This window comes from Qipengyuania citrea (assembly GCF_024171405.1).
Lineage (GTDB): Bacteria > Pseudomonadota > Alphaproteobacteria > Sphingomonadales > Sphingomonadaceae > Qipengyuania > Qipengyuania profunda.
On record NZ_JALJZT010000002.1, the window covers coordinates 1,156,737 to 1,169,867 of the forward strand.

Sequence of the window (13,131 nt, forward strand, 5' to 3'; positions counted from 1 at the left end):
GTTCTCCTCGGTTTCTTGCAGATTGGCGAAGGCGCGCGGGCCTAGCGATCGTCGGGTTCGGCCATGCGCCGGTGCATCTGTGCCAGCACCGTGTCGGGGATCACGCCGGCGAACATATCCTGGATCTTGTTCATGAAGCCGCTGACGGTGTGCGCGTCCCCTTCGAGAAGGGCCTTGTAGCCCGCCTCGGCGACCATGGCGGGATCGTCCTTGCTGTCCGATTTGCCGACATCGGTGTTCTCGAGCCCGGCGCGGTCGAAGAACTGGGTATCCGTCGGACCCGGCATCAGGCACGAGACGACGACGTCGGTATCCTTGAGCTCGTTGCGCAGCCCGAAGCAGAAGTAATCGATGTAGCTCTTGGTGCTGTTGTAGACGAGCTGGAACGCGCCGGGGATGTGCCCCGCGATCGAACCGGTCACGAGGATGCGGCCGGCGTTTTTCGCCCGCATCTTCTGCCCGACATGGTGCAGCAGCCAGGTCGTGCCGGTGACATTGGTGTGGATGACATGGGCGATGTCCTTCCACTCCTGATCGAGGAACGCTTCGCCCAGCCCGTGGCCGGCATTGGCCAGCAGGACATCGGGCGTACGGTCGCCGAGCGCCGTCACGAGGGTTTGGAGGCCATCGCGGGTGGCGAGATCGGTTTCAACCGTCTCGACACCTGCGGCACCGCACTGCCGCGCGGCGGCTTCGGCCGCGCCAAGATCACGGTCGGCGGCGAGGATGAGGTCGCAGCCATCGCGGGCCGCCAGCTTCGCGAGCTCAAGCCCGATGCCGCTCGAAGCACCGGTGATCACGCATAGCCCGGACAGTCTGTCGATTTTCCCGGCCATGATCAGTTCTCCATCCCAGGCTTCAGAATGACCTTGGTCCATTCATTCTGCTGCTCTTTGAAGTTCTTGTAGCCCTCGGCCGCCTGTTCGAGCGGCAGCCGGTGGCTGATCAGGAACGTGGTATCGAGCGTGCCATCCTCGATCTTCTCGAGCAGCTGCTTGGTATATTTCTGGACATGGGTCTGGCCGCCGCGGACCTGCAGACCCTTCTCCATCATTGCTCCGAGCGGCCATTTGTCGGTCATCCCGCCATAGACGCCGGGGATCGAGACCTTGCCGCCGAACCGGACCGCGAGAATCGCCTGCTTCAGCGCGCTCGCGCGGTCGGCGCCCATGCCGACCTTCTGCTTCACCACGTCGAACATGTTGTCGATCGCGAAGCCGTGCGATTCCATGCCGACCGCGTCGATCACCGCATCCACGCCGATCCCGCCGGACATTTCCATCAGGGCCTCGCGCACATCGGTCTCGCGGAAGTCGATAATCTCCGCGCCCAGCTGCTTCGCCAGCGCGAGACGGTTCGGATAGTGGTCGATCGCGATTACCTTGGATGCGCCCATCACAATGGCCGACTGGATCGCGAACAATCCGACCGGGCCGCAGCCCCACACCGCAACCGTATCGTCAGGCTGGATGTCGGCATTTTCCGCCGCCATCCAGCCGGTCGGGAGGATGTCCGAGAGGAACAGCACCTTGTCGTCCTCCAGATGGTCGGGAACGACGATCGGGCCGACATCGGAAAAGGGCACGCGGGCGTATTCGGCCTGTCCGCCGGAATAGCCGCCGGTCAGGTGCGAATAGCCGAACAGCGCGGCCATCGGCTGGCCGTACAGCGTCGCCGACATATCCTGCTTTTCAGCCGGGTTGGAATTGTCGCAGGCGGAATACTGCTGCTGCTTGCAGTGGAAACAGCCGCCGCAGCTGATCGTGAACGGCACGACGACGCGCTGCCCTTTCTTCAGATTGCTCGCAGACCCCGTCTCGACGACTTCGCCCATGAATTCATGGCCCAGCACATCGCCCGGCGCCACGCCGGGAATGACGCCATCGTAAAGGTGAAGGTCGGACCCGCAGATGGCCGTGCTGGTGATCTTGATGATCGCATCGCGGGGATTGATGATTTCCGGATCGCTGACCGTGTCCACGCGAACGTCGTTGGTTCCATGCCAGGTAAGTGCTCGCATCATCCGTTCTCCTGCTTGGCTGCACGGGTTTCGTCCCGCGTTCGCGCCGATGTCGCTATTTCCCCGGTTTCCATGAGCATCTTGAAACGCTTCAGATCATGCCGGGCCTGGACCTGCGGCTCGCGCAGGAACAGCTTCGCCACCGCTCGGCCGAGCGCGCCTGCAGGCGGGTCGTAGGCCATCACCAGGCTGACCCTGGTTCCGCGCTCGCCCGGTGCATCCTCGAAGCGAACTTCGCCGCTGGTCTCGATCTCGGAATCCTCGACCGAGCGCCAGGCGATCACCTCGTCCTGCTTCTTGCTGGCGATTTCGGTTTTCACCGCTACCGTCTGGCCCGCGGGGGCCTTGATCCGCCAGGTCGATGCCCCGTCCGCGCCGGCTTCGATCGCCTCCACATTCTCCATGAATTGCGGCAGGTTGGAGAAGTCCGACCAGAATGCGAACAGTTCGGCTCGCGGCTTGCGGATGGTTACCGATCGGCCGACCTGCGCGTTGTCGCCTTCAGGCCGGCGTTTGGTATGGTTGGCGGCATCGTCATATCCGCGATTTTGGTGCCTGTTGGACAGGAACGCTCCGAATGCGATCGCTCCGGCAGTAAGAACGACGCCGCCCAATCCGGCGCCGATTTTCGAATTTTGAGACATAGATTTTCTCCGCGACATGATGACGCAGCGAATTCCCGCTCAAACAGTTCCGGACATTTTCGGCGAGGCGTTGGTGGGTTGGGGTCAATCCTACCGAGGCACTGTTCGGCGGTGCTGCGGGCCGCGTGCGGGCCTCAGCCGTGCTCGCCCAGCGCCTCGCGTAGCGGGGCGAGCCATGGCTCGTAGGGTTTCCACGCATCCTGCCCGCTACGGTTGATCGGCTGGCGGACCTGCTCGCTGCTCGCGGTGCGCACCGCGCGGCGGGTCGTGTGGAAGGCAAGGCATTGGTCCTCGAACGGCAGGCCGAGATAGTCGAGCATGCGGCGCGTCTGCCCTTCGAGATCGTCGAGCACGTCTTCGTGCTGCACGCGCAGGATCTTGCCCGGCAGCACCGCGTCCCAATGGTCCATCAGTTCGACATAATCGGCATAGTAACGGCCGATCTCGGGCAGGCCGTAGGTGAACTCCTGCCCCTCGGCGAACAGCTGCTTGAAGCCCGAGAAACAGCAATCCATCGGCGCGCGGCGCGCGTCGATGATCTTCGCATTCGGCAGGATCAGGTGGATCAGGCCGATGTGGCGGAAATTGTTCGGCATCTTGTCGATGAAGAACGGCGCGCCCTGCCGGTGCACGCGGGTATCCTCGATGAACTTCGCGCCGAAGGCGGAAAACTGTTCGGCGGTCAGGTCATGCAGCACTTCGGGATAGCGCGACTGCCCTGCCCGGCGCCCGCGCAGGCGGTGGGCCAGCGCGAGGATGTTGGGCAGTTCCAGCGTCCCGTCGATCTGGCTGTGGCTGGCGAGCACCTGCTCGAGCAGCGTCGAACCCGCGCGCGGCAGGCCGAGAATGAAGATCGGATCGGGTGCCGGATCGCCCGCGCCGTCATGTTTGGCAAACAGCTCGGGCGTGCAGATGTCGCGCTGCCGGGCCAGTTCGGCGCTCATCGCGTCGGCGCTGTAGCGGGTCTGCGCGCGCTTGAGCGTATTGCCGCGCTCGTAGTGCACGAAGCTGTCCGCGTAATCGCCGCGGTCTTCTAGCGCCTTGCCCAGCGCAAAGGACAGGTGGACCCGGTCCATGAAGGCGAGATCGGGACGCGCCGCCTGCTCGCGCATCCGTTCGATCTCGTCGTCGGTGAAGCGATAGGTCTTGAGATTGGCGAGCGCATACCACGCATCGCCATGGTCGGGTTTGGCCGCGAGCGCCGCCTGATAGCTGGCAACCGCATCCTGCTGAGCGCCAGTGGTCTTGAGCGCATGGCCCTTGCTGGTCAGCGTCGCGGGATCGCGCGGCAGCTTGGCAAGCACGGCATCGAACAGTTCGAAGGCGCGTTCGTAATCGCCGGTCTGCATGCTCTCGATCGCCAAATGCGACTGGAATAGCGGATTGTCGGGATCGCGCGCATGGAGCGCTTCGGCCTGTTCGCGCGCCGCCGCGAATTTCTGCCGCCGCCGCAGCGCATCGATATAGTCGAGCCGGATCTGGATGTTGTCGGGTTCGAACGCCTGCGCGCTGTCGAGCAGGAACTCCGCATCGTCGAGAATCCCCAGCTTGATGCCGATCTGCGCCAGCAGCCGCATGCCTTCGACATTGCGCGGATTGGCACGCAGGAAGTGGCGGCAGATTTCCTCCGCCCGCAGCAGCCGGCCTTCGTGGAGATGGTGGGTGACCGCGACCAGTTCGCGCGGGAGCGCGGCGATACGTTCGGCCTGCGCGCGGGCCGCCTGTGCTTCGGCGGGGCGTCCGCGGGCCTGTTCGAGCTCGGCCAGCGCGCGCCAGCTCGCATCGAGCGCGGGATTGAAGCGTGTGGCGCGGCCGAAAGCAGCGATGGCGGCGGGGACATCGCCCGTCGCGCGCGCAAGGTGCCCGGCTTCCTGCCATGCGCGGCCGTATTCGGGCATGGCGGCGTGGAGCGCCGCCAGATGCCGGTCGGCCTCGTCGAAAAGTTCGAGATAGCGCGCTGCGACCGCGGCCAGATACAGCGCTTCGCCATCAGCCGGATCATCGACGAGCAGAGGTTCGACCAGGGCCGATCCCTTGGCGAAATCGCCCGCCTGCAGCGCCTGCTGCGCCTGCGCCAGCCTGTCGTCGCGTGTCGTCATTGCCTGCGACCCTTACAAAGGGAAACGGCGGAGGCGAACCCGTGTTCGCCCCCGCCGCCCCGTTTTCCAAAGCCAGCGATCAGTAGTCGTAGCCGACCCTGATACCGACCGTCAGCGGACGGTTGGTGCTGATCCGTGCGCGATCGTTGACGTAATTGCCCGAGATCTGCGCGCGTTCGTCGAACAGATTGTCGCCGAACAGCTCGAACTTCCAATTGTCCGAGGTGATCCCGGCGGCGAAATCGACCACGGTGTAGCTGTCGAGCTCGAGCTTGTTGATCTCGATCACATCGGTGAACTTCGACGCCGAATAGCTGACCTGCGGCTGGACATAAGCGCCCAGCGTCGCGGACAGGTCCCATTCGTAACGGACGCGCAGATTGCCCTGGAACGACGGCGCGAACGCAAGGTCCGAACCCTCGACGACATCGGACGTCGGGATCAGCACTTCGGTGATCTCGGTATCGAGCACCGAGACGGCACCCGCGACCGTCAGCCCCGGCGCCGAATAGGGCGCGAAGGTGAAGTCCGCCTCGACGCCCTTGATCCGCGCATCCGCGGCATTGGCCGAGAAGAACAGATTGGTGATCGAGGGATCGAAGATCGTCGTCTGCAGACGGCTGATGTCGACATAGAAGGCGCTGCCGTTGAAGCGGAACTGGCCATCGGCAAGATCGAGCTTCCAGCCCAGTTCGTAGTTCTGGACCTCGTCGGTCTCGAGCTCGAACGGCACGGTGAAGCCCGCGCCATTGGTCGCGCCGCCGGGCCGGTTGAGCATGCCGGGACGGAACCCTTCCGAATAGGTCAGGTAGAACAGCAGGTCTTCGGTCGGGGTGACCGTTGCCGTCGCCTTGTAGATGAACCCGTCGGTCTTGGCCGTATCGGGCGCGCGGACGGCGTTGAACACCTGCTGCGCCTGCGTTGCCGAAAGACCTGCTGCCTGGATATCGGCAAGGCTGTCATCGAGGTCGAAGGTCTGCCGCAGCGAGGCATCGCACGAGCCGATGAAGGTGTATTCGCCGTCGCCATCGTACAGATCGTTCAGATCGGTGCCGAAGGCGTTGGCATCGGTGGCCGCGCCGCTGTTGCAGAAGCTGCCATTGGCGCTGCCTTCGAAATCGACTTCGATATCGTAATAGCGCGCGCCCAGCGTGACGGTGAGCAGGTCGGGTACGATGTCGAAGCTGGCTTCACCGAAGATGCCCCACTGCTCGTCCGTCCGGCGGATGTCGTTGCGGAAGATCGTTTCGGCGGGGAACGGGCCGGGATCGGTGGTGAACCCTTCCTGCGGGAAGTTCGGGGCAAACGGGCCGAAGGGCTGCGCAAGGACATTGCCCGGATAGGCGAAGTCATTGCGTTCCTTCAGCTCGAGGTCCGAATAGAACCCGCCTGCCGTCACGCGCCAGCGGTTTTCCGCCGGCGTGCTGAAACGCAGTTCCTGCGTGAACACAGTCGTCTTGCTGGCCGAGGTCACATAGAGGTTGGGTGCCTGGCAGGTCCCGCTCGGATCGGCCGCGCCGGGATAGCTGACGCTGCCGTCGCAGATGTAATACGGCAGGTACTGGCCGACGAAGAGATAGTCCGAATAGTCGACGCGCTGTTCGGTCTCACGATCGGTGTAGGCACCAGTATAGACCACATCGAGCATCGCCAGGCGGCCTTCGACCGTCCAGCTGGTGTTCGAGAAATCGTCTTCGAGCCGGTCTTCCTCGTAGCGCTGGATTTCGAGGTCATCGAGACCGCCGAGTTCGGGATCGGCGAAGAACACGCCGTCGCTTTCGACGCTCTGGCGCGAATGCGCGACGGTCACGGTCCAGTCGGGGGTGATTTCCCACAGCGCGGTCGCCCGGAAGCCGGCGTATTGCGTGTCGTTGAAATCGTCTTCGACCATGCCGGCGTTGTCGGCATCGATGAAGTTCACGTTCGACAGATCGGCGCCGGCCTGGAAGCCGCCGCGCAGCGGGCTGACGGGCACGCCGTTCGAACGCACCGTTCCGGCGGGACGGAAGCGGGCGCTTTCGCTGGCGTTGCGGGTGCCCGCGACATTGTCGACATAGCCGCCCTGATCGTCGAGATAGACCACACCACGCAGCGCGAAGGTGTCGGTGACGGGCACATTGACCATCGCATCGACCTTGTAGCTCGACTCACCGCCCTTGGTGAAGGACACGCCGGTGTTGAACCCGGCATCGAAGCCGCCAAGGTCGGGCTTGTTGGTGATCAGGCGAACGACGCCGGCCTGCGAACTGGCACCGAACAGCGTGCCCTGCGGACCCGAGAGCACTTCGATCCGCGCCAGATCGGCGGCATAGACATCGAGGTTGCGGCCCGGCTGCGCGAGCGGCTGCTCGTCGAGATACATGGCGACATTGGGCGCGAGACCCGCGACGCCCGCAGTGGTGAGGTTGGGCGTGGTCGAGGCAAGGCCGCGAATATAGATCGTGCTCTGGCCCGGGCCGCTACCGCCCGCAGTGACGGTCGGCAGTTGCTCGAGGTAATCCTCGAAGGTGTCGATGGCGAGCTCTTCGAGCCCTTCTTCGCCGATCGCGGAAACCGACACGGGCACGTCCTGCAAATCTTCGCTGCGCTTCTGCGCGGTGACGATGATGACGTTGACGCCGCCCTGGCGTTCCTGCGTGGCAGGCGCGGTGTCTTGCGCCGCAACAGGTGCGGCGGATGCAATAGCCAGCGCGCCCAATGACGCACCGCTTACAAGATATTTCATTTCGGGAAGCCCTCGCTCTCGATTATGTCTCAATTGCCTCGCGGACAGACCCCGGTCCGACCGGCAAAAACAGGGCGCGAATTCAGATTGAACTCTTCGCCCTCGAAAGCAGTAACAAGCTAAATCGAACGCGACCACCGGAGACACCGGATAGGCGGGGGATTATGGTCACGCCTGTGACATCGAAACAACATTTAATTCCGCCAGACAGATTACTTTTTCACTCTGTCATGAAAATCCCAAATATTCATTTTGGGGACTTATAATTTGAAATTGCGCCTGGACTTTACTTATATGATGCGCAAATACCCACCAAGTGGCCGCGGATATCCATTTCGATCCGCCACCAATTGCCCAAAACTCTAGGAAAACGGTTACTTGCCGGCAGCGATTTCGTTGCAGGCCTGCGCAGTAGTGGGCACCCCGTGATGCTTGCGCCGCAGGTCGTAGGCCACCGCCTTGAGGATCGCGACGCCCATGATCGCCACCACGAAGCTGAACGGCAGAGCGCCGATGATCATGGTGATGCGGATCGCATCGATCCCGCCGAGGATCAGCATGCTGCCGACCACGAAGGCCAGTGCCGCACCCCAGAACAGGATGTGATGACGCCGCTCGCCTTCGCTTTCCCCAGCCCCATTGATCGTGTTGACGATCAGGATGGCGCTGTCGGCGGAGGTGATGAGGTAGGTCATCAGCAGGAGCACCACGAGGCCCGACACGACCGAAGCTATAGCGGGGTCGAGAAGCACCGCCAGCGTGGCGAACAATTGGTCCGAGATCCCCGCCTCGAGAATGCTGCCCTGCGCCGCGCCGCTCAGTTCGAGATCGATCGCGGTCCCGCCGACGATGGTCATCCACGCAAAGCACATCAGCGAGGGCACGAGGATCACGCCGAGAACATATTCGCGGATCGTCCGTCCGCGCGAGATGCGCGCGATGAACATGCCCACGAACGGCGCGAAGGCGATCCACCAGGCCCAGTAGAATACCGACCAGTCGAGCTGCCATTGCACCAGCGCATCGCCGAATTCACCGCCGCCCTGGAACAGGGTCAGCGAATTCGGAACGAGCGTGCGGATGTAATCCCACGTGCCCACACCCAGCAGTTTCAGGCCGTAGAGGCCCGAGCCGGCGACGAGGAAGAGCGCCAGCAGTGCGAAAGACAGGCCCATGTTGAGATTGGAGAGCCATTTGATCCCCCGGCCCACGCCGGAGAGCGCGCTCAGCGTGGAGGCACCGACCAGCACGAAAAGCGCGACGATCACCGCGAGGGCGGAGGACGACCCGTCGGGATCGAGCAACCAGTCGCCCAGTCCCAGGCGGGCGAGACCGGCGACAAACTGCTCCACGCCAAGGCCCATTGTTACCGCCACGCCGAGGATGGTCGCAACGACCGCGACGATATCGACGACATGGCCCCACCCGCCCGAGAGACGCAGGCCGAACAGCGGTGCGAGCGCCGAGCGGATGGTCAGCGGCAGATCGCGGCGATAGGCGACATAGCCGATCGCCAGCCCGACCAGCGCATAGGTGCCCCAGGCGGCGAAGCCCCAGTGGAGGAAGGTATAGACATAGGCGGGACGGATCGCTTCGGCGGTCTGCGCCTCGATGGTACCGCGGATAATGTCGGGATTGTTTGCGAAATGCGCCATCGGCTCGCCGGTCGAATAGGTGAGCATGCCGATCCCGATGCCCGCGCCGAACAGCATGGCGAACCACGAGAAGCGCCCGAACTCGGGTTTCTCCCCGGGATTGCCGATGCGCAGGCTGCCCGACTGCGGGACGATCGCGAGCACGAAACACACCAGCATCAGGAACGCCACAAGATAGACGTACCAGCCGGAGAACGTGGCGATGATGCTCGAATTGGCAGCGGTGAGCGTCTCGCTCGCGCTGACCGGAAAGAAGATCGCCCACATGATCAGCAGCGAGACGATGATCTTCGAGGGGATCGTCACTTCACGACTGAAGCCATCGTAAAATCCGCGGGAGGCGGTCTTGATCGGTAAATCTATCAGCGGAGGCTCGACTGGATAATCGGTCTCGGCTGTCATGCTATCTCCTGCCCTTGCACACCCTGGCGGGTGCGAAGTGGTCGTATGTTTCGGGGGGACCGTGTGGGGGAAGCATAGAAAGCGGGGCGCAAGATGCAAACGTCTTGTCCCCGAAACGCAGAAGGGCCGCCCATCGGGGCGACCCTTCGCTAGTCCAAAACGGACGAGACGGTGTCAGGCAGCCTTGGCCTTGGCCGTGCCCGCGGGCGCCGTCGAGGTGTGCGGCGGGGTGGTGGTGTCGTCGCCCGCCTGCTTCTTGTCGATGACCTTCTTGACGACGTAGCCGCCAACGCCGAGCGCAACCATTGCAGGCAGGCTCATGCGGCGCAGGACGCTGGTGGCGACCACGCCGAGCGCGGCACCGCTGGCGCCCCCGATACTGCCGGTTTGCTTGGCGAGCCTGTCGCCGACGAATGCTCCGATTACCTTGCCGATCATGTCGATTTCTCCTTTGGAAAACCAACGGCCCCGCCGCCCGGTGGTTCCAGAGAAGCGAGGCTAGCGCCCGATCCCCTGCGTCAGCAAGATATTGGCACGGCGCGCGATTTCCGCGAAATCGGGGTCGCCCTCGCGTCCCCAGATGACATAGCGCAGACCGAGGAACACATTCATCCCCATCAGCGCCCAGGCTTCGGGTGTCCCCAGCCCCGGGACGAATTCGCCACTCTCGCCGCCCTGCCTGAGCCGCTCCTCGATGCGGGCGCCGATGGTTTCGTAATGCGTACGGTAGCTGTCCGGATCGACGAATTCGGCTTCGTCGATAATGCGGTAGATTTCCTTGTGCTCGGCGGCGAATTCCAGAAAGGCGCGCAGCGCGGCGCGTTCGATCTCGAGTGCACCCATCGACGGGTCGAGCGCCTCGCGCGCCGCCTTGCCGACGCCCGCGCTCATATCGGAAACCAGCGCGCGGAAGACCGCATCCTTGCTGTCGAAATAGGTATAGAACGTGCCCAGCGCGACGCCGGCACAGCGGGTGATCCCGCTGATCGAGGCTTCGTGAAACCCCTTGTCGGCAAATTCGGTCGCGGCTGCATCGAGCAGTTTGCGCAGCGTTATGCGCCCACGCTCGGTGCGCGGCGTCTTGTCGCTCGGGCGGTGCGTTGCGGCCAATGTCGATCCCTTCGAATGCGCGGCCAGCCTATCAAATCGCACCCCCTGCGCAACAACAAACTTGAAAGGTGGTTCAGGTTTCAGTATTATGCCCTCAACAAGATAATCGGGAGGGAGATACCGAAATGCGTCCGACACAGATTCTAACCGCCAGCCTGCTTTGCGGTGCAGCGACCGCGGCACTTGCCGCAGCCCCTGCACAGGCCCAATCCGCCAGTGACGAAATCGCCGAGGCCGCACCCGCTGCCGACGACAATGTCATCATCGTCACCGCGCGCCGGCGCGAGGAGCGGCTGATCGACGTGCCGGTGGCCGTTACCGCAATCAGCGGCGAAGAGCTTTCGCGGCGCGGTGCGCTCGACATTACCGATGTCGGCCAGAGCGTGCCCAACGTCACTCTCGAAGCCAGCCGAGCGACCAATTCGACGCTGTCGGCCTTTATCCGCGGGATCGGCCAGCAGGACCCCGTTTCGGGCTTCGAACAGGGCGTCGGCATCTATCTCGACGATGTCTATCTCAACCGCCCGCAAGCCGCCGTGCTGGATATCTATGATGTCGAGCGCATCGAAGTCCTGCGCGGTCCGCAGGGCACGCTCTATGGTCGCAACACGATCGGCGGCGCGGTCAAATACGTCACGCGGCGCCTGCCGCTCGATCCCTCGATCGAAGTGCGCGCGACTTACGGCACCGACGACCAGGCCGAAGGCGTAATTACCGCCTCGGCGCCGATCAGTGATCTGGTTCGCGTCGGCGGATCGGTCGCGCGGCTGTCGCGCGGTGGGTTCGGCGACAACCTCACCACCGGTCTGGAAAACTACAATAAGGATATCTGGGGCGGCCGGATGAGCCTCGAGGTCGGCGGCTACGGCGAGCCCGGCTTCATCCGCATCCAGGGCGATTACACCAAGGATACGAGCGATCCGCGCGGCGGCCATCGGCTCATCCCTGGGCTGGTGTCGGGCGCGCCCGTGCTCGACAATGTCTTCGACACGCGCGGGGCGCTCAACGATCCCGAGCAAGAGGTCGAATCCTACGGTCTGGCGATGCATGCCGAAATCGAGCTGAGCGACGCGCTGACGCTGCGGTCGATTTCCGCCTGGCGCAAGGATGACAGCTATTCGCCGATCGATTTCGATGCGCTCCCCGCGGTCGATCTCGACGTGCCCGGCGCCTATCTCAACGAACAGATCAGCCAGGAATTCCAGCTTCTGTGGGATAATGACGGACCGTTCGCCGGGCTGCTCGGCTTCTACTACCTCGATGCCAAGGCGGACACGCTGTTCGATGTGCGTATCTTCACCACCTTCGCCGGCCTGACCGCTTTCACCCAGGCGAATGTCGATACCGAAACCTTCGCCATCTTCGGCGACTTCACCTATGATCTGACTGACCAGTTCAGCCTGTCGGTCGGCGGACGCTATACCTGGGACGAACGCAGCGCGGAAATCTTGCGGCAGAACTATCTCGGCGGCGGGTCGCCCGAGTTCGGCGGGGCGGGCGTACCCTTCGGGGCCGCAAGCACCGATTTCAACGGCAGCCGCGAGTTCAAGAAGTTCACGCCGCGTGCCTCGCTCAGCTTCATGCCGACGCCCGATCACAATATCTACGCCAGCTATTCGAAGGGCTTCAAGGGCGGCGGCTTCGACCCGCGTGGGGTCGGCACCAACGCACCGGCAGCTACGCCGGGGGCGCCGACCGATGCCGAAGTGGCCGCGTTCCTCAGCTTCGCACCCGAAGAGGTCGATAGCTACGAAATCGGCTACAAGGGCAATATCGGCATTCTCAACATCGCCGCCGCAGCCTTCTATGCGGACTACACCGATGTGCAGATACCGGGTTCGGTCGCCTGTGAAGTGGGCGGATTGCCCAGCTTCTGCGGCGTCGTATCGAATGCCGGCAAGGCGACCTTCAAGGGGGTCGAACTGGAAGCCAATGCCCGCTTCGGCGGTGGTTTCGGCCTTGCTGGGTCGCTCGGCTACATCGACGCGCAATACGATGAATACATCACCAATATCGGCAACACGCCGACCGATGTCGCCGGATTCCGCGTGGTCCAGAACACGCCAGAGGTAACCGGCAGCATCACTGCCAGTTACGATACGCCGGTTGGCGCAGGCGATCTCTATCTGGGAACGACGCTGTCCTATCGCAGCAAGACCAGCCAGTTCGAAATCCCCAACCCCTATCTCGACCAGGGCGGCTATGCGCTGCTCGACGCGAGCGTGGTCTATAGCGCGCCCGACGATCGCTGGAGCGTGGGGCTGTACGGGAAGAACCTGCTCGACAAGGAATACAAGACCAGCGGCTACACCTTCGTTGCCACCGATCCGGTCACCGGCGACATCGTCAATGGTGCCAATGGGTTCCCCGTCCCGACGCTCGGGCCCGAGGGTACGCTTACGGCGTTCTACGGCAACCCGCGGCAGGTCTTCGCCACGGTTACCTTCAGCTACTGATCGACTGAGATTGGCAAAGG

The 13,131-nt window shown here is 63.4% G+C and carries 9 protein-coding genes; 1 reads left to right on the forward strand and 8 read right to left on the reverse strand.

The genetic code is table 11. The features are described 5' to 3' along the window. Window positions 1-41: 41 nt before the first annotated feature. From J2S32_RS06660 to J2S32_RS06695, 8 genes are all read right to left on the reverse strand, one after another. Window positions 42-836 carry an SDR family NAD(P)-dependent oxidoreductase gene (locus J2S32_RS06660; RefSeq protein ID WP_253518886.1) on the reverse strand — a complete coding sequence of 265 codons (795 nt, stop codon included), beginning with the start codon at window positions 834-836 and terminating at the stop codon, window positions 42-44. A gap of 2 nt (window positions 837-838) precedes the next feature. Next, on the reverse strand, window positions 839-2,020 hold the full coding sequence (locus tag J2S32_RS06665) for a zinc-dependent alcohol dehydrogenase (RefSeq protein ID WP_253522991.1): 1,182 nt from the start codon (window positions 2,018-2,020) through the stop codon (window positions 839-841). Continuing rightward, window positions 2,020-2,664 carry an SRPBCC family protein gene (locus tag J2S32_RS06670; protein ID WP_253518889.1) on the reverse strand — a complete coding sequence of 215 codons (645 nt, stop codon included), beginning with the start codon at window positions 2,662-2,664 and terminating at the stop codon, window positions 2,020-2,022. Before J2S32_RS06670 ends, J2S32_RS06665 begins: the two co-directional genes overlap by 1 nt. Window positions 2,665-2,798: 134 nt before the next feature. Then, window positions 2,799-4,763 carry a tetratricopeptide repeat-containing sulfotransferase family protein gene (locus tag J2S32_RS06675; RefSeq protein WP_253518893.1) on the reverse strand — a complete coding sequence of 655 codons (1,965 nt, stop codon included), beginning with the start codon at window positions 4,761-4,763 and terminating at the stop codon, window positions 2,799-2,801. 79 nt (window positions 4,764-4,842) lie between these two features. Beyond that, window positions 4,843-7,488, reverse strand: coding sequence for a TonB-dependent receptor (locus J2S32_RS06680; RefSeq protein ID WP_253518897.1), 2,646 nt, complete (start codon window positions 7,486-7,488; stop codon window positions 4,843-4,845). A 374-nt stretch (window positions 7,489-7,862) separates the two neighbouring features. Next, window positions 7,863-9,545: a BCCT family transporter gene (locus tag J2S32_RS06685; RefSeq protein ID WP_253518900.1), complete on the reverse strand. Its 1,683-nt coding sequence runs from the start codon at window positions 9,543-9,545 to the stop codon at window positions 7,863-7,865. A 174-nt stretch (window positions 9,546-9,719) separates the two neighbouring features. Next, window positions 9,720-9,983: a hypothetical protein gene (locus J2S32_RS06690; RefSeq protein ID WP_253518903.1), complete on the reverse strand. Its 264-nt coding sequence runs from the start codon at window positions 9,981-9,983 to the stop codon at window positions 9,720-9,722. 60 nt (window positions 9,984-10,043) lie between these two features. Next, entirely contained in the window at window positions 10,044-10,697 is a 654-nt protein-coding gene (locus tag J2S32_RS06695; protein ID WP_437181919.1) for a TetR/AcrR family transcriptional regulator, read from the reverse strand. 83 nt (window positions 10,698-10,780) lie between these two features. Here J2S32_RS06695 and J2S32_RS06700 point away from each other — a divergent pair, with 83 nt between their 5' ends. Beyond that, the gene (locus J2S32_RS06700) at window positions 10,781-13,111 is read left to right on the forward strand and encodes a TonB-dependent receptor (protein ID WP_253518922.1); all 2,331 of its coding nucleotides are present in this window, start codon (window positions 10,781-10,783) and stop codon (window positions 13,109-13,111) included. Window positions 13,112-13,131 lie beyond the last annotated feature (20 nt).

Coding starts and splice junctions, on each gene's coding strand:
- J2S32_RS06660 (WP_253518886.1), bottom strand. CDS start 836: ATGGCCGGGAAAATCGACAGACTGTCCGGGCTATGCGTGATCACCGGT.
- J2S32_RS06665 (WP_253522991.1), bottom strand. CDS start 2,020: ATGCGAGCACTTACCTGGCATGGAACCAACGACGTTCGCGTGGACACG.
- J2S32_RS06670 (WP_253518889.1), bottom strand. CDS start 2,664: ATGTCTCAAAATTCGAAAATCGGCGCCGGATTGGGCGGCGTCGTTCTT.
- J2S32_RS06675 (WP_253518893.1), bottom strand. CDS start 4,763: ATGACGACACGCGACGACAGGCTGGCGCAGGCGCAGCAGGCGCTGCAG.
- J2S32_RS06680 (WP_253518897.1), bottom strand. CDS start 7,488: ATGAAATATCTTGTAAGCGGTGCGTCATTGGGCGCGCTGGCTATTGCA.
- J2S32_RS06685 (WP_253518900.1), bottom strand. CDS start 9,545: ATGACAGCCGAGACCGATTATCCAGTCGAGCCTCCGCTGATAGATTTA.
- J2S32_RS06690 (WP_253518903.1), bottom strand. CDS start 9,983: ATGATCGGCAAGGTAATCGGAGCATTCGTCGGCGACAGGCTCGCCAAG.
- J2S32_RS06700 (WP_253518922.1), top strand. CDS start 10,781: ATGCGTCCGACACAGATTCTAACCGCCAGCCTGCTTTGCGGTGCAGCG.